This is a genomic window from Methanomassiliicoccaceae archaeon DOK (assembly GCA_009911715.1).
Taxonomy (GTDB): Archaea; Thermoplasmatota; Thermoplasmata; order Methanomassiliicoccales; family Methanomethylophilaceae; genus Methanoprimaticola.
Window position 1 is genome coordinate 1,721,853 of sequence record CP047880.1, and the last position, 20,569, is coordinate 1,742,421.

Sequence of the window (20,569 nt, forward strand, 5' to 3'; positions counted from 1 at the left end):
GGGTGAGACCCGCCTGTGTTTGACCTCAGTCCCTCCCGAGCATCGCATCCATGTCGGCGTCGACGTCCGAGATCGGATGGATGTCGTAGTTGTCCACCAGGACCTTCAGCACACCCGGGGATACGAACGCCGGCAGGGAGGGGCCGAGGTAGATGCCCCTCACACCGAGGTACAGTAGGGTCAGCAGGATGCAGACGGCCTTCTGCTCGTACCAGGAGAGCACCATGGAGAGCGGCAGGTCGTTGACACCGCACCCGAACGCGTCGGCAAGGGCCAGAGCGACTTTGATGGCGCCATAGGCGTCGTTGCACTGCCCCATGTCCAGGAGCCTGGGTATGCCGCCGATGTCCCCGAGGTCCAGGTCGTTGAAGCGGAACTTGCCGCATGCGAGCATGAGCACCACGGAGTCCGAGGGCGTCTTCTCCACGAACTCCCTGAAGTAGCTCCTCCCGGGCTTCGCCCCGTCGCATCCGCCCACCAGGAAGAAGTGGCTGATGGCGCCGGACCTGACGCCTTCCACGATGGCCTCCGCGTTGGACAGGACGGCCTCCCTCCCGAATCCCGTGGTGTACTCCACTGTGCCGGCACGGTCCTCCGAGAACCCTCCGAGGGACAACGCCCTGTCGATCAGCGGAGTGAAGTCCCCGTCGTCTATGTGGACCGTCCCGGGGTAGCGGACGGGGCCCGAGGTGAAAACATTGCCCTTGTAGCCGTCCTTCGGAGGCATGAGGCAGTTGGTCGTGAAGAGCACGGGAACGTCGATCCCGTCGAACTCGGACCTCTGGTTCTGCCAGGCGGTGCCGTAATGCCCTTTGAGATGGCCGAACTTGGACAGCTAGGGGTAGGCATGGGCCGGCAGCATCTCACCGTGTGTGTAGATGGAGATCCCCTTGCCCTCGGTCTGCTCGAGGAGGGCCTTCAGGTCCCCGAGGTCGTGGCCCGTGACTATGATCGCCGGACCCTTCCCGATGTCGGTGGAGACCTTCACGGGCGACGGCACACCGAACGCCTCGCGGTTGGCCTCGTCCAGCATCTCCATGCATCTCAGGTTGGACTTCCCGACCTCCAGGACCATAGCCAGAAGCTCGTCCGACCCCGCGTCGGACCCGACGGCCCTCAGCCCACGGTACATCGTGTCGACGACCTCTCCGTCCGTCCTGCCCAGGACCGCCGCGTGGTATGCGTATGCCGCCATACCGCGTATCCCGAACAGGATCAGCGACTTCAGCGAACGGACGTCCTCCTGCGCATTCCAGACGGATCCCATGTCGTACGCGGGAACTCCGCCCGAGAGGGCGACGATCTCTGAGATCTGGTCTCTGATGTCTTCGGCGTCGAAGTCGACATTGGTCAATGTGGCGAACAGCGCCTTCATGACGGCGAAGTCGGCATCCCCGCCGAGCCCTTCGAGAGCCGGCGACGACGCGAGTCCCACGAGAGCGCCCGTGAGCTCGTCCTGGAGCGCCGCGACCTCGCTGGTCTTGCCGCAGACTCCGCTCCTCCCCTTGCAGCCGGCGCCTCCCGCCGTCTGCTCGCACTGGAAACAGAACATAGGTATCTCGGATTCCATGAGTTCAACTCCACGAATCATCGTGTGCTTCCTCATCTGAATGTTATAAATATAATCAAAACGTTGTTTTTACAACTGATATCATGAGAGGCAGGAGTCAGATCCTCAGGAACACGGGGCTGTTCGAGGGAATAGAGGACGGTGAGATGGAGACCATGCTGAAGTGCCTCGGCGCGTTCACCCGCAGATACGCCAAGGACGAGTTCCTATTCCGTCGCGGGGACCGCACAGAATGCCTCGGCGTGGTACTCGCAGGGAACGTGAGAGTCGTACGCGAGGACTGGTGGGGGAACAGGACGGTTCTCGGCGATGTAGGCGCGGGGATGCCGATCTGCACCGAGTACGCCTGCACCTCCGACCCTCTGGACGTCAGCATCGTCGCGAGCGAGCCCACAGAGGTCATGTTCCTCGATGTGGGAAGGGCGGCGAACGTCTGCAACTCCTCGTGCGAGTTCCACAACCGCCTGGTCAAGAACCTGATGAGGAACCTCGCCGGGACGTCCATGGTGATGAACCGCCGCCTGGACCAGCTGGCTAAGAGGTCCACCAGGGAGAAGATCTGCGCATTCCTATCGGATCAGGCTAGAGCGGCCGGATCCAGCGACTTCATGATCGGCATGAACCGCCAGGAGATGGCCGACTACCTGGGTGTCGACAGGAGCGCCATGTCCACCGAACTGGGGAAGATGCAGCGCGAGGGCATCATAGAGTTCCAGAAGAACCACTTCGTGCTGAAATGATCACCTGGAACCATCCCATTCGGCCATGAACTCGTCCAGGAACCCGACCATGTACTCATGGCGGGCAGTGGCCATGCGCTTCGCCGCCCCGGTGTTAATGGAATCCTTAAGCAGGAGCAGCTTCTCGTAGAAGTGGTTGACCGTGGTGCCCCTGTTGGCATGGTACTGCTCCGCGTCCATACCCGTCCTGGGCTCCTCGCCCGGAACGTGCATGGCGCGTCCGCGGCTGCCCCCGTAGGCGAACGCCCTGGCGATGCCGATCGCCCCGATGGCGTCCATCCTGTCCGCGTCCTGGACTATCCTGCCCTCGAGTGTGTCGGGGACGACGGAATCGGTGCCCCTGAACGAGATCTGCGAGATGATGCGGATGACCTCGTCCTGCGTCTCCGCCGGGATCCCCTCGGATTCCATGAAGCGGCGGGCGTTGGCGTAACCGTTGTCGCCGAACAGCTTCCTGTCGTCGGCGTCGTGCAGTAGCGCGGCCAGCCTCACGACGCCCATGTCGCCTCCCTCCTCACGGCAGATCGCCACCGCCATGTCATGCACGCGAATGGTGTGCCAGATGTCGTGGCCGCCGCTGTCGCCCTCGAAGAGGGACTCCAGGAAGCCGCGTGCGTTCGCGAATACGGACTCGTCCATGCACCCTCATGTGTGTCCCTGACTTCAACCCGCCCCTGCGGCATTGGTCGCATTCATAAGCGGGAACGCCTTAACCGTGCCCATGGAACGCTACGTCCTCGTGGACCACACGGCAGACATGATGGTCAGGGCATTCGGAGAGACCCTGGAGGAATGCTTCGCCAACGCCGGCTACGCCCTCTTCGACCAGACGGTGGACCTCTCCGGCATCGGGACATCCGAGGAGACGGACATCAGGGTCAGCGGCATCGACGACGAGGACCGCCTGTACTCGTTCCTGTCCGAGCTCCTCTTCATAGAGGACTGCGACAACCTGATCCTGAAGGAGTTCGACGTGCGCTTCGAGGGCGACGACGTGGTCTGCCACGCCAGGGGCGAGACCCTGGACAGGACCCGCCACAGGGTCAGGTCGGAGGTGAAGGCTGTGACCTACCACATGATGGAGATCGACCGCGACACGCCGTCGGTCACCGTCCTGTTCGACGTCCGATGACGCACAATTCAATTATTATAGAGGACATTCCGCGGGACATGCTCAGACTAGGCTGGTTCTCCACCGGAAGGGGCCCCGGATCCCGCAATCTCCTGAAAGCCGTCATGGACAAGAAGGAGCAGGGCGAGCTCGACATCGAGATCTCGTTCGTGTTCTGCAACTGGGACAACGACGAGGAGGACAACCCCAAGAGGGAGCAGAGGCAGATCTTCTTCGACATGGTGAAAGGCTACGGCATCCCGCTGGTGACCCTCTCCTGGAAGAGATTCATGCCGGAGCTCTGGAAGGAGGACCAGACCGCCTGGAGGAACGAGTACGGGAAGGAGCTCAGGAGGCTCACCGGCCAGTACCCGTTCGACCTTGGGATACTCGCTGGATACATGCTCTGGATGGACGACGAGACCTGCAGGGAGTACGACATGCTGAACCTGCATCCCGCGCTCCCGGACGGGCCCAAGGGCACTTGGCAGGAGGTCATATGGCAGCTCATCTCCGAGGACGCGGAGAGGCAGGGCGCCATGATGCACATATGCACCGAGGAATGGGACCGCGGAGCCGCCATCACCTACTGCGGCTTCCCCATCAGGGGCGGGGACTACGACGCCCTCTGGGACAGGATGCACGCGAAGCTTGGAGCCAGCACGCTCGACCAGATCAAGACCGAGGAGGGCCAGGACGAGCCGCTGTTCAAGAGGATCAGGGAGGACGGCGCGAAGCGCGAGCTCCCCCTGATAGTCGCGACCATCGGCGCCTTCGCCGACGGCAGGGTCAGGATCGAGGACAAGAATCTGTACGCCGGCGACAGGAGGCTGGACGGTCCCTACGACCTGTCGGAGCAGGTCGACGCCGCGCTGGAGTGATCGCATGCCAGGAGAGTTCGATCCCGCGGAGGAGCTGGGCCTGTTCCCGGACAGGATATTCGTCTGCAACTGCCGCGGATTCATCACCAAGAACAACTACCTGCGGGACCTCTGCGCCAGGTTCATCCGCAACGGGGCCCACTTCTTCGACGTGCTGGTCAGATACGACGAGCTCACCGCCTACGTCCTGGGCAGGGAGGAGGCCACAGCGGGCAACTTCGTCAAGTGGGTCGTCCCGTTCCTCAAGGCAAACGGGGCCACGGACCATCTCATCGACAGGTTCGGCATGGAGGACATGCAGCTCATGCCCGGCGCGACCATGGCAGTCCGCTACATCGCCAGCCAGATGCCTTCTTTCATCAACACGTCCCTCTACGAGCACGGCATGATGAGGGTGTCCGAGCAGCTCGACACGCCCCTCTGCGAGTCGTTCTGCACAAAGATGGAGGTCGACAACGTCCAGTTCAGCAGGGCGGAGTCCAGGAAGCTGAGGGAGATGGCGGAGACCATATCCGCGCTGAGGATCCCCAAGGTCGAATACGAGCTCAACGTCCCCATGGAGGTCGACGCCGCGGACGTCAAGATAATCAGGACCATGGACGACATCATCCAGGAGCAGATCCCGGGGCTCAACGCCATGAGCCTCATGGAGTCGGTGGTCCCCGTGACATCTCACAAGAAGGCGTACCAGCTGCTCGACATCAGGCGTCAGACCAACATCGACCTGGACAGCACCTTCTACATCGGCAGCGACAACACCGACTTCCAGTCCCTCGACCTGGTCAGGGACGCCGGAGGCGTGTCCGTCGCGTTCAACGGAACAGACTTCGCGGTCAGGGGCAGCACCATCGCGATCCTCTCCAAGGACTCCACCGTCGGGGCGGTGTTCGCCGAGCAGTTCTTCAACCGCGGCATCGAGGCCGTCCTGGACCTGGCCCGCAACTGGGACAGGAAGTACCTGAAGGAGGCCGAGTTCCCGGACAGGAACCTGGTCGACGCCATGCTGGCCGCGCACCCGAGGAAGCTCCCCGAAGTGTACATCGTCGACAGGAAGAACGTGGACGAGATCGCCGCGAAGAGCGCCGAGTACAGGAAAAAGACCCTCGGAGCCTGATGACGCACCAGACCGGCAGTAGTTGTCAAAATGGTTTGTTCCGCTAAAGTCTCGAGATTGATCGTTCTAAAGATTCGACCCCTTCGGGAGCCGTCACGTTCCTGAAGGAAATGATTGAAGATTGGAAGAAACCATGGTGCTCTGGTCGGGATTCGAACCCGAGTGTCGGCCTCGAAAGGGCCGAATGATTGGCCGCTACACTACCAGAGCGTAGACAGAGCCATCGCGACCTTGTTTATAAGCGTATTGCCGGGGGAAGCGGTCGCGGACATGAGTTGGACGCGGCTGCAGTACGAAAAGCTCCACGGCGAAAGCTTTTTAATGTGTTGCCTTTAATAGCGCTTTATTATCGGAGTGATATAAATGGCCGACAACGAACCGCTGGAGAGCCCGGATGAGGACGTAACACGTGTACGTCTTCCCAATATCAAGGAAGGTGAGATGTTCGGGATAGCGGATCAGCTTCTCGGTGCATCCAAGATAAAGGTCATGTGCGAGGACGGAGTCTCCCGCGTGGGACGCATCCCCGGCAAGATCAAGAAGAGGATGTGGATAAGGGAGGGTGACCTCCTGATCATCTCCGTCTGGGACTTCCAGCCCGACAAATGCGACGTCAGGTTCAGGTACACGAAGACCCAGGCAGTCAACCTCAGCAAGAGGGGCAAGGTCCCGAAGAACCTTGACATATTCTGAGAGGGGAGCACCACATGACCTCCTACGAGGAGGCGTACGCATACCTCGAGAGGCATGTGGACGCCCTCAAAACCAACCGCACCGGCGACGAGCGTCAGACCGATGCGGAGGTCTTCGACAAGAAGACCCTTCTCACAATCTACGACATGATGACCTCCGGGTACATCGACCTCGTCCACTACCCCGTGTCCACCGGCAAGGAGGGCAACGTGTTCTACGTCACGGACGAGGACGGCGAGGGCTTCGCCCTCAAGATCTTCCGCACATCCACCTCCACCTTCAAGAGGGTCTCCAAGTACGTGGAGGGCGACCCCAGGTTCAGGGGGGTCACCGGGAACAGGTGGAAGATGATCTACGCCTGGGTCAACAAGGAGTTCAAGAACCTCGCCAGGTACGCCGACGCCGGGATCCCGGTGCCGGAGCCGATCACGTTCGCCCAGAACTGCCTGCTTATGGAGTTCATCGGCGACGAGACGGGGCCCTGCCCCCAGCTGAGGGACGTGGTCCTGGAGGACCCGACCGACACCTACGACGAGGTGATCTCGTTCATCATCGACGGGTGGCAGGAGGCGCACCTCGTCCACGGGGACCTGAGCGAGTACAACATCCTGATGCAGGACGGGCAGCCGATAATGATCGACGTCGGCCAGGCCATGACCACGGACCACTACAACGCCAGGGAGCTGCTGGAGAGGGACATCAGGAACATCAACGCGTTCTTCAGGAAGAGGGGCGCGGACGTCATCGACGACAAAGTGGTCTTCGACGAGACCGTCAACGGGACGGACGACGACGAGGACGAAGAGGAGGAAGAGGAATGAGATCCATTAGGATACCCGCAGACAGGGTGGGTACGCTCATCGGAAAGGGCGGGGAGACGAAGAAGACCCTCCAGGAGATTTCCGGAATCAAGCTCGATATCGACACCGAGGAGGGCGAGGTCCTGATTCACGACGACGTGGAGCTCGAGGATCCCGTCATGGCACTGAAGATCCAGGACGTCATCAAAGCCGTCGGGAGGGGGTTCAACCCCGAGAAGGCCATGAGACTGTTCGACGACGACGAGTACCTGGAGGTCGTCGACCTGAAGGAGTTCGTCGGCGAGAGGAGCAACCAGATCACCAGGATAAGAGGCAGGCTCATCGGCAAGGACGGTAAGACCCGCAGGATCATCGAGGACCTCACCGGGTGCGACATGATGATCTACGGGAACACGGTCTCGCTGATCGGCAACTCGATCAGCCTCCCCGTCGCGAAGCACGCCGTCGAGCTGATCCTGCAGGGGAGCGAGCACGCCACCGTGTACCACTACCTGGAGAGCCAGCGCCCCAGGCTCAGGATCGCCGAGATGGGATTCGACCTTTGAGGTGACGGCATGGAGGAGTGGATCTACGAGAACCGCGACAGCGCGAGGGCCCTGGCGGAGATGGGTCTGTGCGACCACTGCCTCGGACGCATGTTCGGGAAGATAGGCACCGGCACCACCAACGTCAACAGGGGTCTAGACATCCGCGAGGCCCTGGCCGAGGAGGGCGTCGAGGCCCCGGCGGCCGAGTTCTGCCCCCTCTGCGAGAACGTGTTCGAGCTGCTGGACAGGTTCGCCGACGCCGCCGTGGAGGCGATGGACGGCATCGAGTCCGACAACTTCCTCATCGGCACCAGGGTGGAGCCTGAGATAGTCCAGAGGGAGAAGGAGCTGTGGGAGAGGTACGGCCTGGAGCAGGCGGAGCCCATCAAGGCCGAGCTCAACCGCGAGATCGGGAAGCTCGCCCTGCCTAGGATGCACCGCCCGGTGGAGTTCAAGAACCCCCAGGTCGTCGCCCTGGTGGACACGCGCTTCGCGGACGTCTCCGTGGACATCGCGCCGGTGTTCATCGCCGGACGCTACAACAAGTTCAGCCGCGAGATCCCCCAGACCATCTGGCCGTGCAGGGTGTGCCACGGAAAGGGATGCGACCACTGCCACGGCAAGGGGAAGATGTACGAGACGTCCGTGCAGGAGATCATAGGCGACGTCGCCCTGGAGATGACCGGCGGCAAGGAGCACTTCTTCCATGGCATGGGCAGGGAGGACATCGACGCCCGCATGCTGGGTGACGGAAGGCCCTTCGTGCTGGAGATCAGCAGCCCCAGGACCAGGCACATCGACCTCGACGAGCTCAAGAGGAGGTCGGACAACGAGCTGGCGGCGTTCAACGACCTGCACTACGTACAGCGCGAGGCGGTGGAGAGGTACAAGGAGGCCGCGGCGGACAAGGTTTACCGCGTGCATGTGCTCGCAGAGGGTAAAGTTAATAAAGAGGCAGTAATTGAGGTTGCCTTATCGTTCAAGAACGCCAATATAGATCAGAGGACTCCACGCCGTGTCGAGCACAGAAGGGCCGACCTGGTGAGGAAGAGGATGATCCATTGGGTCGAGGCGGACGCGATAACAGACGACTCATTCGATCTCGAACTGGAGACCGATTCGGGGACGTATGTGAAGGAATTCGTGTCCGGAGACGACGGACGCAGCACCCCGAGCTTCTCGGAGAGACTCGGCGTGCAGTGCAGGGTCGAGACCCTCGACGTGTTGGCGATCAACTATCACGAACCATGAGGGATTGAAATGCAGAGATCCAGAGGAGCAAGGACGAAGACCCGCAACGTCCTGAAGAAGAAGGTAAGGGCACGCGGCCTTTCACCCATCACCAAAGGCCTTCAGACATTCGAGGCCGGAGAGAAGGTCAACATCATCATCGACCCCAGCATCCACAAGGGGATGCCGTTCTCCAGGTTCCACGGACTGACCGGTGTCATCATCGGCCCCAGGGGAAGCGCCTACGAGGTCAGCGTCAAGGACGGCAACAAGACCAAGATCGTCGTCGCCCGCCCCGAGCACCTTGTCAAGAACGTCAACTGAAACGGGTGAATGGACATGTCTGAGCAGTACGTCACACTGGCCCAAGTGAGGGAACTCCTCGAAGCTGAGGCTGAGATCAGGGGATACGACAACCTCCTCCAGTCGCAGAAGGCCGCACTGGACCATGCCCAGACGGTCTGCAGCATCTCCCTCGAACAGGCCAACGCCATCATCGACGAGGTCAAGCAGATCGACATCGTCAGCGATGCCGTTGCCCTGAAAATCGCGGACCTCCTCCCGAGATATCCGGAGGACGTCCGCGCTATCTTTTCCAAAGAGAGGGTCACACTCGAGCCTCAGCAGATCCAGCAGATAATCGACATCGTAGAGAAGCACATCTGAAGGGAGGGATCCCCTTGGAAGACTACGCATACATTCTAGATTATCTGCCACAGGGCGCCACCGGAGGAGGTTTCTCCAGGAGGGAGCCCGTCTGCTACGCCATCGGAGACGAGGAGTTCAAGCTTTTCGAGCTCGTCCCGAAGGCGGGGGTCCAGGTGGACATCGGAGTGAGGACCTACATCGGCAAGGACTCCGCGGAGGTCAAGCGCGACATCATCGACCATGTCAAGAGGCGCATCAACTACAACGACCTCACCAACAACGCGCAGGCCGAACTGGAGTACGCCATCAGCGACATCGTCGTCGCGAAGCAGAGCCGCTTCATCAGGTTCTTCAACGAGGCCGAGGGCATCAGCATGCGCAAGCACATGCTCGAGGAGCTCCCCGGACTCGGAAAGAAGTCCATGACCGCCATCCTCGACGAGAGGAAGAAGGGCAACTTCAAGGACTTCGCCGACCTGGCCGAGAGGACGGGAGTCAAGAACCCCGAGAAGCTCATCGTCGCGCGCATCATGCTTGAGATCTCTGATCCCGAGAGGAAGCGCTACCTCTTCGTGTCGAGATGACCGATACTGGCAGGCTGATAGCCGAGACAGGCATCGTCCCGAAGAAGAGCAAGGGACAGAACTTCCTCATAGACGGCAGGGTGGCCGACAGGCACATAGCATACGCCGGGATCCGCGAGGGCGACCGCGTCCTCGAGGTCGGACCCGGACTCGGAATCCTCACCGAGAGGATGGCGGACCTGCCCTGCGAGCTGACCTGCATAGAGCTGGACGACATCTTGGCGGAATACATCTCCCAGACGTTCGGCGACAGGCTGAGGCTCATCCACGGTGACGCCGTGAAGGTCGACTTCCCCGAGTTCGACGTGTTTGTGAGCAACCTCCCGTACAGCGTCTCGACCCCCATAATATTCAAGCTCCTGGACCACAGGTTCAGGACCGCCGTCGTGATGGTGCAGAAGGAGTTCGCCGACCGCATGGTAGCCGATGTCGGGAGCCCCGACTACTCCAGGCTCACGGTCAACCTGTTCTACCGTGCCGACTGCGAGGTCATGGAGACCGTCCCCGCATCCAGGTTCAACCCCCGTCCGAAGGTGGACTCGGCCCTGGTGAGGATCACCCCCCGCAAGGCACCCTTCGACGTCATCGACGAGAGGCTCTTCTTCAAGGTCACGGAGATCACCTTCAACCACCGCAGGAAGAAGATCGGCACATCCCTGAAGGCCGCCGGCCTCCTGAGACCGGAGTGGGACGTGCCCTACCTCGACGAGAGGGTGGAGAACCTGCGTCCCGCGGAGATCGCGGAGATCGCCGACGCCATACACACGGCCAGATTGTAAGCCCCCGAACCATCGTCCGGACGCCCTTGGTTAGATTGAAATACAATATCTTGTATAATCGCGAAATATCATGAAACACGACCACATAGTCAGGCGTATGCTGGTCTTCGCGATGGGCCTGCTAGTGATCTCCCTCAGCATAGGGTTCATCACCAAAGCGTCCCTCGGCACCCCGCCCATCTCGTCCATCCCGTACAGCCTGTCTCTGATATTCCCATCCCTGACGCTGGGTAACTTCACCATCGTCTACAGCCTGCTGCTCGTCTTCCTGCAGCTGGTCATCCTGGGAAAGCAGGCAGACAAGATCAACCTCGGACTCCAGGTCATCATCTCGTTCATTTTCGGATACTTCATAGACCTCGGGCTGATGGTCCTCGGCGACTTCTCGCCGAATGTCTACTGGGAGAGGATCGTGTGCGTCCTCATAGGATGCTGCGGACTGGCGTTCGGCGTGTACCTGCAAATCATCGCTGACTTCACCATGGTCCCCGGAGACGGATTCGCCTACGCCCTGTCGGTCAAGATAAAGAGGAAGCCCTACAGGGTCGTGCGTGTGGCGTCCGATGTGACGATGATCGTCATCGCCGCCATCCTGGGGTTCGTCGCCATGGGCAACACAGGCGGCGTCCGCGAGGGGACCGTCATATGCGCGCTCCTGATCGGCACGATAGCCGGAGTGTACTTCAGCAAGCTCGGATGGCTCACGACCAAGCTCATCCCGCAGCAGGCAGAGAAGCAGAAGACCACGATCGATGGGACGGATGGTGCCGATGCAAGTCACTGATGACAGCTACCGCATAATCGTCCGGCAGTTCCAGAGAGTCGGACGCCTGATGATGCAGGGAAGGGACAGAGACCTCGAGGACCTTGGACTCACCTCCATCCAGGCGGACGCCCTCCTGTTCTTCGACAGGTACCCGAACAGCCAGATCAACGGGTTGCGCGACCACCTGGACGTGAGCCATCAGGCGGCCTGCGGGCTCGTGGACCGCATGAGGACCAAGGGCCTCCTTGACGTCGAGGTGTCCGGAGAGGATGCCAGGGCCAGGACGGTGTCCCTCTCGAAGGTCGGCCGCAGGGTCTGCGACGACCTCAAGAGGAGAGGATCATCTGCGGGTCACGCGGCGTTCGACTGCCTCACTGCCGAAGAGATCGAGCGCCTGTCCGAGACACTGGACAAGATAGAGGCGCACATGAGGAAGGGAGCGGAGAAGGATGGACTTTGACGAATTCAGATCGTACATGGCCAGCGGGAGGCCGACGGGGGAGAACCCCGAGATGTTCCCGATGCTGAACGACCTCAACGACAGGGCCCGCAGGATAATGGGGGATCTCAACACGGGATACCATCCGATGGACGAGATCCGCACCCTGTTCTCGAAGCTCATAGACCAGGAGGTGGACCCTCTCTTCAGGCTGTTCCCCCCGTTCTACACCGACTGCGGGATCAACACAAGGGTCGGAAGGAACGTCTTCATCAACTCCGGATGCTGCTTCCAGGACCAGGGCGGCATAGAGATCGGGGACGACGTGCTCATCGGACACATGGTCGTGCTCGCCACACTGAACCACGAAATGGAGCCGTCCAGGCGCTCGAGCATAGTCTCGGCACCGATAAGGATAGGCAACAGAGTCTGGATCGGATCACATTCGACGATTCTGCCAGGGGTGACCGTGGGCGACGGTGCGGTGGTCGCGGCCGGGGCGGTCGTGACGAAGGACGTCCCTCCGAACACCGTGGTGGCCGGGGTCCCTGCGAAGGTCGTCAAGACCATCGTTCCCGAACCGTGAACGGATTATATCCCAGAAGCCGATATGGCCCTCCGATTACATGCAGATTGGTATAGTAGGCAAGCCGAACGTCGGCAAATCCACGTTCTTCGGCGCGGCGACGATGGCGCCGGTCGAGATAGCCAACTACCCCTTCACAACCATCGAGCCCAACAAGGGCGTCGCCTATGTCCGCACCCCCTGCCCCTGCAGGGAGCTCGGCGTCACCTGCACGCCCCACAACTCCCTCTGCGTCGACGGGACCAGGATGGTGCCCGTCGAGCTCCTGGACGTCGCGGGACTCGTTCCCGACGCGTGGGAGGGCAAGGGACTGGGCAACAAGTTCCTGGACGACCTGAGACAGGCGGACGCGCTGATCAACGTCGTCGACGTCAGCGGCTCCACCGACATCGAGGGGAACCCCGTGGACGTGGGCTCCCACGACCCCACGGAGGACATCCTGTTCCTCAGGAGGGAGATCGAGTGCTGGATGAGGGAGATCATCAAGAACGGGTTCTCCAAGATCGCCAGACAGGCCAGGATGCAGGGGAGCAAACCCGAGATGATCCTCGCAGAGAGGCTCCAGGGCCTGAAGGTAACAGAGGCGCAGATAAAGGAGGCCCTCAGGGCTGCCCCCCTTCCCGAGGACCCCACGAAATGGGATGACGACATACTCCTGCAGCTCTGCGCCGAGATCAGGAAGCAGTCCAAACCCATGATCGCCGCGATGAACAAGGCGGACATCGCTCCCGAAGGCAACATCCAGAAGGTCGAGGCGATCAACGACATCTGCGTGGCGACGATGGCCGAGACCGAGCTGGCACTGAAGAAGGCCGCCGCGGCAGGACTCATCGACTACACCCCCGGCGACGAGACGTTCACGATCAGGGACGGGGCCAAGGTCAACGACGGCCAGAGGAAGGCCCTCGAGTACATGGCCGAGAAGATGAAGGCGAACGGAGGCACCGGGATCCAGAAATGCATAGAGGAGGCGGCGTTCAAGATGCTGGACCTCATCACCGTGTACCCCGTCGAGGACGAGAACAAGTTCACGGACCACTTCGGAAGGGTGCTTCCCGATGCCTTCCTGGTCCCGCGCGGCTCGACCGCCAGGGACCTCGCCTACAGGATCCACACGGACCTCGGGGAGAAGTTCATCCGCGCGGTCAACGCCAAGACCAAGCGCACCGTCGGAGCCGACTACGAGCTCCAGGACGGGGACGTTATAAGGATAGTCGCGAACAAGTGATCCGACATGGGCACCTGGGACGTCAGACTGATCAGCGCCTCCTACGTCATGGAGGGGGACGAGCCGGTCGTGGAGCTCTACGGCAAGACGCGCGGCAAGGAATCCATCACCATCCTGGTCCACGGCTTCAGACCGTACCTGTTCGCCGTGAACCCGACCGAGGCCCTGGAGAGGCAGCTCTCCGAGGACCAGGAGGTCGTGGGGACCGAGAAGGACACGCTGCTGTACCGTGCGACCGAGACGCCTGTCCTCAAGGTCACACTCAGGAGCCCCTGGAAGGTCTCGGAATACCGCAACAGGTTCAGGAGGATGGGGTTCGACACCCTGGCCGCGGACATTCCCCTTAACCACCGCTTCTTCTACGACACCGACATGGGGTCCTGCATCCGCGTCACCGGGGAAGCCGTGGGAAGCGACAGGTGCACGGACCTGACGGTGGACATGGAGTCGTTCGAGAACATCGACTCATTCGACCCCGGACTGAGGATACTGTCCTTCGACATCGAGAATAGCGTGGAGCACGAGTTCCTCTACTGCATATGCGCCGTTGTCGGAGAGGACGGCGAGATCCGCAGATGCGAGCCCATCCACGGGACGGAGAGGGACATCATCACCGGTTTCTCGGACCTGATCCGCAGCGTGGACCCAGACGTCATCACAGGCTACAACATCGACAACTACGATATCAGAAAGATCCAGGAAAGGGCCAAGGCCAACAAGATGAAGGACGCCCTCCCCTGGGGCCGCGACGGAGGACAGCCCAGGGTAGTAAGCGAGAGGTTCTGGAGGGTCAAGGGGAGGCTCATCTGCGACGCCTGGTGGGCTGTGAGGAAGGAGCTCCGTCCCAAGCAGGAGACGCTGAACGCCGTGTCGATGCAGCTCCTCGGGGAGACGAAGATGGATGTCGACCCCCGGCACATGGACTCCGAGTGGAGCGAGAACAAGCAGAAGGTGCTGGAGTACTGCACCAAGGACGCGGAGCTGGCGCTGAGGATCCTCCTGGAGGTCGGAACGCTGAGGAAGGGCATGGACCTCGCCACGGTCTCGAAGCTCACCGTCGAGGACGTCCTCACATCCGGGTCCTCCCAGCTGGCCGACTCCCTGCTGATACGCGCCGCGGACCGCGGCAAGATCGCCGTCCCCAACATGGGACGCGCCGGCGCCTCCGACCAGATCGAGGGCGGTTACGTGCACGACATGGTGCCCGGGCTCTACCACTGGGTCTGCGTCCTCGACTTCAAGTCGATGTACCCGTCGCTGATCATCGCCAAGAACATCTGCTTCACTACCCTGTCCCCGGACGGGGAGATCGTCGCACCGTCCGGCGCCAGGTTCATGTCCAAGGAGAGGCGCGTGGGACTGCTCCCGACCATCCTCACCAACCTGATGGACCAGAGGGACAGCATAAAGAGGCTCATGAAGAACGCCTCGGACGCCCATGAGCACCAGTACCTGGACGGCCTCCAGGCGGCGGTCAAGGTTCTGATGAACACGTTCTACGGGGTGTTCGCCTCATCCTTCTACAGGTTCACAGACAAGAGCATCGGCGCGGCGATAACGTCGTTCGCCAGGGCCAACGTCAAGAGCATCATCAGCGAGATAGAGTCCGAGGGCATCCATGCGATCTACTCGGACACCGACTCCGTGTTCATGCAGTCGCCCGCCCACGACCTGGAGGGGTCCGTGGAGTTCGGCACCAGGATGGCTGACAAGTACTCCCGCGACGGAGGGACGCTGGAGTTCGAGAAGATCCTCGAGCCCATGTTCACACACGGGATGAAGAAGAGGTACGTCGGGAGGATCGTGTGGCCGGAGGCGCAGGACGAGCTCCTGGTCAGGGGATACGAGATACGCCGCTCCGACTCGTTCGACCTCCAGAGCAGACTGCTCACGGACCTTTTCGACAAGATCCTGGACGAGAAGAACGACGAGGCCCTGGCCCTCGTCAGGTCCACGGTGCAGGAGGTCCTGACCGGGAAGGTCGACCCGTCGGAGCTGGTGATATCCCGCACATGCAAGGGACTGGACGCGTACGAGAACCCCGACAGGATGGCCAACGTGCAGGCCGCGAAGAAACTCATCGAGATGGGATACGAGTTCATCCCCGGGATGAAGGTGTCATGGATCGTCACGGACGGCAACTCCGCACCCCAGAAGGTGGAGCCGTACATCAGCGGGGTCCCCTTCACCGCGAAGCCTGACTACAGGTACTACGCCGAGCGCCTCGCCCAGATGGCTTCGAGGATCACCGAGGTCTTCGGATGGACCGAGAAGGATCTGATGCTCGGAAGCCAGCAGGCGACGCTGTTCAGCGGGGCCTTCAAGACTTCCGACGAGGGGCCGAAGAGGACGGAGGCCCCGGACAAGCCCAAGCCCAAGCCGAAACCCAAAGTCAGGAGCCTGGACGAGTTCTTCTGACATCCATCATCGGATGCAGCGTCACACCCATCATGCGGAGCGTCTCGTCGGCCATCTCCCCGTGGGAATCGGCCATCCCGCGGTCGAACCACAGGCCGAACCATCCCATTATCCCGCCCAGATGGTACTCCCTCCTGTAGAGGGACGCGACGTCGTCGGGATCTGCCGGGAAATAGTTCCTGAGGACGGGCAGCATCATCGGCGTCAGCCCTCTGGAGTGGAGCGCCAGCAGCACCTCCCCCTCGGAGTCGAACGTCTCGAACATCGTACGGATGTACGACTCCACGGACCCCCACCCATCGGTCGGAGGCCGCACAGACTCGCGGAACTCCTCCATGACGGACCTGTAGATGTACGACACGACGTCCTCCACCGATCCGAACCGACGGTAGAACGAAGTGCGGTTGACGCCAGCCTCGCGTGTGACGTCCGTGACCGTGATCGAGTCCGGACCCCTGTCGTGAAGGAGACGGACGAGGGCCGATGCCAGTGCATCGGACATGTCGTCCCTTCTGAACCGAGACACTTCCATGATATCTGTATCACACATGCGGCCCGACACGATAAGGTTTAATCCCTGACGGTCGGGGTCCGAATCGCATGGAAGGATTCAGACCGATCAGACGCACAGACAGGGACCTGGGAGAGGGTGCAGCCATGGACATACTTGACAAGGGATACTGCGGGACGCTATGCGTCATGGGAGCTGACGGATACCCTTACGGTGTGCCGATGAACTACTGCCTCGCCGGGGACGAGATCCTGTTCCACTGCTCGTCACAGGAGGGGCACCTCCTGGAGTCAGTGGGCGACGGCTGCAGGGCGTGCTTCACCGTCTCCGAACGCCTTGAGGGCGTGAGGTCCAGGAGCGCAATCGCATTCGGTGACGTCAGAACCGACGAGACCAGACTGGCGGAAGCACTGGAGGGGATCATCGACAAGTACGTCCCAGAGCAGGGGCGTGAGGACGCCAGGATGGGGATACCCCATGCATCCGGAAGGGCGGTCGCCCTGGTCATGAGGATCGCGCATGTGAGCGCGAAGATCGTGGACAAACCGGCGGGAAGATGATGGTCCGCGCTTCATCTGGAGCTGGCTTTAAATAAAGATTCCGAAATCGGGGCGAACAGGCATCCCATGTCGGCAAAACAGTGGCTCCCGTTGATCGCCCTCGTCATCTGCGTGTTCATCGTCAACATGTCCGAGTTCGTCCCCATCGGACTCCTCACGGACATAGCCACCGACTTCGGCACGAGCGAATCCACCGCCGGCCTCCTCATATCGATCTACGCCTGGGCTGTGGCCATCCTGTCCCTGCCGATAATGCTGGTCCTCAGGAAGATGGAGTTCCGCAGGATGCTCCTCATGTGCATCGCCCTATTCGTGGTGTTCCAGATCATGTCCGGGATATCGAGCAGCTACTGGATGCTCATGGTGTCCCGTATAGGGGTCGCGGTCGCACACTCCATATTCTGGTCCATCGCCACTCCGATGGCCGTGCGCATAGTGCCGGCCCACATGCAAAAGCTTGCCATAAGCGCGGTCGCCACGGGGACGTCCGTCGCCATGATCGTCGGTCTCCCCCTGGGCAGGATCATCGGACTGGCCCTCGGATGGAGGATGACCTTCGTTGTCATCGCCGTCGTCTCCATCGTGGCCCTCATCCTCCTCGTGTTCGTGTTCCCGAAGCTGGACAACCCCGGGACGTTCACCCTCAGAAAGCTCCCGGACCTGTTCCGCAACAGGGTCCTGGTAGGGATCTACATCATGCTGGCCATCTACGTCACCGGCTACTACACGGGCTACAGCTACATCGAGCCGTTCATGTACCAGATCGCAGGGATGTCCGACACGATGGTCACGGTTGTCCTCACGGTGTTCGGACTCGCCGGCATCGTCGGGAGCGTCCTCTTCACCAAGTTCTACGACCGGACCAGGTTCAGGTTCATGATCGCGGCCTTGCTGGGAGCCGCCGTATGCCTGCTGCTCCTGAGACCTTCGGTCGTCTCTCTGGCCACGGTCCTGCTGGTCTGCGCCCTTTGGGGGCTGTTCGCCACCTCGTTCAACGTCACGTTCCAGAACGAGACCCTCCGTGCGTCGCCCTCCGACGCCACCGCAATCTCCATGTCCCTGTTCTCCGGGATCTTCAACGTGGGCATAGCGATGGGTTCCATCATCGGTGGATGGGTCACCGACGGGCCCGGCGTCGGAGACATAGGATACATCGGAGCCGCGTTCGTCATCGTCGCCTGCATCATCACCGCGCTCTACGTCATCCCGAGGATGAGGGAGCGCGAGAGCCCGAGGCACCAGATATGAGCACGGCCGGAACAGGATTTAAATAGATGTCTCCCGTGCACCGAATTGTGCTCCGCTTAGGAGCACGAACGGAAATGTGCCCTCACGGGTGAATCCGTAAAGGTGATACAAATGAGCGAAGAGACTCAGGAGACACGCCCGGTCAACGGGAAGAGCATGTACAGCTACATCGCCGACGCTTGGAACGTCCCCTCCAAATCCTACGTGAAGGACCTCAACTACGAGCGCAGGATCCAGTGGAGGAAGGAGGAGAACTTCTGCCGCATCGAGAGGCCCACCCGCCTCGACAGGGCAAGGGCTCTCGGATACAAGGCCAAGCAGGGCTACGTCGTCGTAAGGGCGAGGGTCAGGAAGGGATCCTTCCAGAAGAGGGCCATCGTCACCGGTAGGAGGGCCAAGAGGAAGGGAATCAACCAGATCACAGTCGGTAAGTCCCTCCAGAGGATGGCCGAGGAGAGGACCGCCAAGAGGTACCCCAACCTCGAGGTCCTGAACTCCTACTGGGTCGGAGCCGACGGACAGCAGGAGTGGTACGAGGTCATCCTCGTCGACCCCGCGCACCCCGTCATCAAGGCCGACCCCAAGATCAACTGGATCTGCGACGAGACTCACAAGAACCGTGTCTACCGCGGTAAGACCTCCGCCGGACAGAAGGGACGTGGAATGAGGCACACCGGAAAGGGTGCCGAGAAGGCCAGGCCTTCCGTCAGGGCGAACCAGAGAAGGATCAAGTGAGATTCCTGTCATGAAAACCCCTTACCCGTCCTTCGGGGCGGGACCCTTTTTCAAGATCAGTCCTTCAGACATCCTATCGGCACGATGTGCACACCATGTCCTTCGCGATGATCCACCTAATACTTCATCAGGTCCTAGATCTCCGGCACGGTCTGTCACTCATCGATCAGACGAGGATTCTCCTTAAGAAAAAAGTGGAATTGGATGCTATGACGACCTGGATGGCCTGTATCTGAGATCTTCCCCTGATGTGGTAGGCGCTCCTGCAATGCTCCTCCGATGTGCGTGTCTTTCCGCACCACCTGGACCATCTATGCCTATGGCGATCCCTAAGCTCTCTTCTAGACACCTGTCGATTATGCGTGGCCTGCATTCCTACACCATTGTGCTGGATAGCAGTGAACCATTGCAATTTTTGGCAGATTCCGACATCAACTCTTGGAAAGCTCCGATGTAAATTGTTGGCAAATTCCAATGTGAATTCTTGGAAGATTCCGCTGTTGGTTCGAAAAGGTCAGAGCCCTGCCCTGATCGTCTCTGCGAGCCCTGAAACCTCGTCGTCCGTCATTCCTATGGTAGGGAAGTAGACAGGGACGTCGTACGCGGTCACATCCACGGACTCCAGCGAACCGATGTCCGTTCCGAGGACGACCCCGAGGGCCTGGGGGTTCCAGTCGCCCGTCTTGAGCAGTGGGTCGTACCTGCGGAGATTCGCTATAAGAACCTCGTCTCCGTGGGCGATGACCCTGCATCCGCGCTTCATCATCAGCCACGCGGCGACCATGCCACGCTCGTCTCCCACCTCTGCCACGACCTTCCCCTGGCTGCCGACCGGCAGGCCGGCATGGCACCTTATGTACTCTCCGAACACGAAGGCCCTGTTCTCGCGGACCTCCACGTAGAAGACCACGTCGGGATCGGTGAGGTCGACCCTCACGCCCTTGTCCTCGTTGGCCAGGAATATCGCGGAGCCGGCCTCCCTGCCGACGTCCATGCTCGTGTACCCCTGGGAGCCCTCCCTGCGGGCCTTGACGGCGAAGCTCTGGCCGGCCGAGATCCTAGAACGGGAGTACTCGGCTGCCTTCGCGCATATGTCCTCCATCCTTGAGGAGGCGCACTCCTCCGCGACGGATATTGATCCGACACCGAACACGCGGCGGAGCGAGGAGACGGCGGCGCCGATGTCCGACGCCTCGACGTAGTACCTCGCACCGCTCTTGGTGATGAACGCCTCGACGCCGTCCTCCATGAGCATGGACAGCATGTTGTCCTTCAGCTGGTTCTCGAACCTTCTGCGTACCGGGGCGCTCTTCAGGCCTATCTCCGAATATCTCACTAAGAGGATGGACACGGCCACTCCATATGCTCGGCGGTTAAAAG

General features: G+C 60.9%; 23 protein-coding genes, 1 tRNA gene and 1 pseudogene. 20 read left to right on the forward strand and 5 right to left on the reverse strand.

The window, feature by feature from the left end:
* Positions 1–25 precede the first annotated feature (25 nt).
* Positions 26–1,552, reverse strand: a pseudogene (gene hcp, locus JS82_08680) (hydroxylamine reductase).
* 101 nt (positions 1,553–1,653) lie between these two features.
* Here hcp and JS82_08685 point away from each other — a divergent pair.
* The gene (locus JS82_08685; GenBank protein ID QHK18172.1) at positions 1,654–2,310 is read left to right on the forward strand and encodes a cyclic nucleotide-binding domain-containing protein; all 657 of its coding nucleotides are present in this window, start codon (positions 1,654–1,656) and stop codon (positions 2,308–2,310) included.
* Here JS82_08685 and JS82_08690 read toward each other — a convergent pair whose 3' ends face one another.
* A complete protein-coding gene (locus JS82_08690) occupies positions 2,311–2,949 on the reverse strand; it encodes an HD domain-containing protein (protein QHK18173.1) in 639 nt (212 codons plus the stop codon). It abuts the gene before it with no gap.
* A gap of 82 nt (positions 2,950–3,031) precedes the next feature.
* On the opposite strand from JS82_08690, the gene JS82_08695 reads away from it, so the two are divergent.
* Genes JS82_08695 through JS82_08705 form a run of 3 tightly spaced genes read left to right on the forward strand, consistent with a single transcriptional unit; the run spans position 3,032 to position 5,416 of the window.
* Positions 3,032–3,442: an archease gene (locus JS82_08695; protein QHK18174.1), complete on the forward strand. Its 411-nt coding sequence runs from the start codon at positions 3,032–3,034 to the stop codon at positions 3,440–3,442.
* A 38-nt stretch (positions 3,443–3,480) separates the two neighbouring features.
* On the forward strand, positions 3,481–4,302 hold the full coding sequence (locus JS82_08700; protein ID QHK18175.1) for a phosphoribosylglycinamide formyltransferase: 822 nt from the start codon (positions 3,481–3,483) through the stop codon (positions 4,300–4,302).
* 4 nt (positions 4,303–4,306) lie between these two features.
* Complete coding sequence (locus JS82_08705; protein QHK18176.1) at positions 4,307–5,416, forward strand: hypothetical protein; 1,110 nt, start codon at positions 4,307–4,309, stop codon at positions 5,414–5,416.
* 134 nt (positions 5,417–5,550) lie between these two features.
* Here JS82_08705 and JS82_08710 read toward each other — a convergent pair.
* Positions 5,551–5,626 (reverse strand) — tRNA-Glu (locus JS82_08710).
* Positions 5,627–5,779: 153 nt separating this feature from the next.
* On the opposite strand from JS82_08710, the gene eif1A reads away from it, so the two are divergent.
* From eif1A to JS82_08775, 13 genes are all read left to right on the forward strand, one after another.
* Positions 5,780–6,109, forward strand: coding sequence for a translation initiation factor eIF-1A (gene eif1A, locus JS82_08715; protein ID QHK18177.1), 330 nt, complete (start codon positions 5,780–5,782; stop codon positions 6,107–6,109).
* 14 nt (positions 6,110–6,123) lie between these two features.
* A complete protein-coding gene (locus JS82_08720) occupies positions 6,124–6,930 on the forward strand; it encodes a serine protein kinase RIO (protein ID QHK18178.1) in 807 nt (268 codons plus the stop codon).
* The gene (locus JS82_08725; protein ID QHK18179.1) at positions 6,927–7,475 is read left to right on the forward strand and encodes an RNA-processing protein; all 549 of its coding nucleotides are present in this window, start codon (positions 6,927–6,929) and stop codon (positions 7,473–7,475) included. Before JS82_08720 ends, JS82_08725 begins: the two co-directional genes overlap by 4 nt.
* A gap of 9 nt (positions 7,476–7,484) precedes the next feature.
* The gene (locus JS82_08730; protein ID QHK18180.1) at positions 7,485–8,708 is read left to right on the forward strand and encodes a tRNA pseudouridine(54/55) synthase Pus10; all 1,224 of its coding nucleotides are present in this window, start codon (positions 7,485–7,487) and stop codon (positions 8,706–8,708) included.
* Positions 8,709–8,717: 9 nt separating this feature from the next.
* Positions 8,718–9,011: a 50S ribosomal protein L21e gene (locus JS82_08735; protein ID QHK18181.1), complete on the forward strand. Its 294-nt coding sequence runs from the start codon at positions 8,718–8,720 to the stop codon at positions 9,009–9,011.
* Between the two features lie 15 nt (positions 9,012–9,026).
* Positions 9,027–9,353 carry an RNA polymerase gene (locus JS82_08740; protein QHK18182.1) on the forward strand — a complete coding sequence of 109 codons (327 nt, stop codon included), beginning with the start codon at positions 9,027–9,029 and terminating at the stop codon, positions 9,351–9,353.
* 14 nt (positions 9,354–9,367) lie between these two features.
* A complete protein-coding gene (locus JS82_08745) occupies positions 9,368–9,919 on the forward strand; it encodes a DUF655 domain-containing protein (protein QHK18183.1) in 552 nt (183 codons plus the stop codon).
* On the forward strand, positions 9,916–10,698 hold the full coding sequence (gene rsmA / locus JS82_08750) for a ribosomal RNA small subunit methyltransferase A (protein QHK18184.1): 783 nt from the start codon (positions 9,916–9,918) through the stop codon (positions 10,696–10,698). The genes JS82_08745 and rsmA overlap by 4 nt, the downstream gene beginning before the upstream one ends.
* A 70-nt stretch (positions 10,699–10,768) precedes the next feature.
* Positions 10,769–11,482, forward strand: coding sequence for a YitT family protein (locus JS82_08755; GenBank protein QHK18185.1), 714 nt, complete (start codon positions 10,769–10,771; stop codon positions 11,480–11,482).
* The gene (locus tag JS82_08760) at positions 11,469–11,924 is read left to right on the forward strand and encodes a MarR family transcriptional regulator (GenBank protein QHK18186.1); all 456 of its coding nucleotides are present in this window, start codon (positions 11,469–11,471) and stop codon (positions 11,922–11,924) included. The genes JS82_08755 and JS82_08760 overlap by 14 nt, the downstream gene beginning before the upstream one ends.
* Positions 11,914–12,489 (forward strand): sugar O-acetyltransferase, encoded by a 576-nt coding sequence (locus JS82_08765; GenBank protein QHK18187.1) that lies wholly within the window; start codon positions 11,914–11,916, stop codon positions 12,487–12,489. Before JS82_08760 ends, JS82_08765 begins: the two co-directional genes overlap by 11 nt.
* Before the next feature lie 40 nt (positions 12,490–12,529).
* Positions 12,530–13,717 carry a redox-regulated ATPase YchF gene (gene ychF, locus JS82_08770; protein ID QHK18188.1) on the forward strand — a complete coding sequence of 396 codons (1,188 nt, stop codon included), beginning with the start codon at positions 12,530–12,532 and terminating at the stop codon, positions 13,715–13,717.
* Positions 13,718–13,723: 6 nt separating this feature from the next.
* Positions 13,724–16,135 (forward strand): DNA polymerase II, encoded by a 2,412-nt coding sequence (locus JS82_08775; protein ID QHK18189.1) that lies wholly within the window; start codon positions 13,724–13,726, stop codon positions 16,133–16,135.
* Here JS82_08775 and JS82_08780 read toward each other — a convergent pair.
* Complete coding sequence (locus tag JS82_08780) at positions 16,110–16,637, reverse strand: TetR family transcriptional regulator (GenBank protein QHK18190.1); 528 nt, start codon at positions 16,635–16,637, stop codon at positions 16,110–16,112. The two genes, JS82_08775 and JS82_08780, sit on opposite strands and share 26 nt — an antisense overlap.
* 98 nt (positions 16,638–16,735) lie before the next feature.
* Between JS82_08780 and JS82_08785 the strand changes: the two genes are divergently transcribed.
* From JS82_08785 to JS82_08795, 3 genes are all read left to right on the forward strand, one after another.
* Entirely contained in the window at positions 16,736–17,206 is a 471-nt protein-coding gene (locus JS82_08785) for a hypothetical protein (GenBank protein QHK18191.1), read from the forward strand.
* Positions 17,207–17,272: 66 nt separating this feature from the next.
* The gene (locus JS82_08790; GenBank protein ID QHK18192.1) at positions 17,273–18,454 is read left to right on the forward strand and encodes a sugar transporter; all 1,182 of its coding nucleotides are present in this window, start codon (positions 17,273–17,275) and stop codon (positions 18,452–18,454) included.
* 111 nt (positions 18,455–18,565) lie between these two features.
* A complete protein-coding gene (locus JS82_08795; GenBank protein QHK18193.1) occupies positions 18,566–19,189 on the forward strand; it encodes a 50S ribosomal protein L15e in 624 nt (207 codons plus the stop codon).
* Between the two features lie 514 nt (positions 19,190–19,703).
* On the opposite strand, the gene JS82_08800 is transcribed toward JS82_08795, so the two are convergent.
* Complete coding sequence (locus JS82_08800) at positions 19,704–20,540, reverse strand: hypothetical protein (GenBank protein ID QHK18194.1); 837 nt, start codon at positions 20,538–20,540, stop codon at positions 19,704–19,706.
* Between the last annotated feature and the right edge of the window lie 29 nt (positions 20,541–20,569).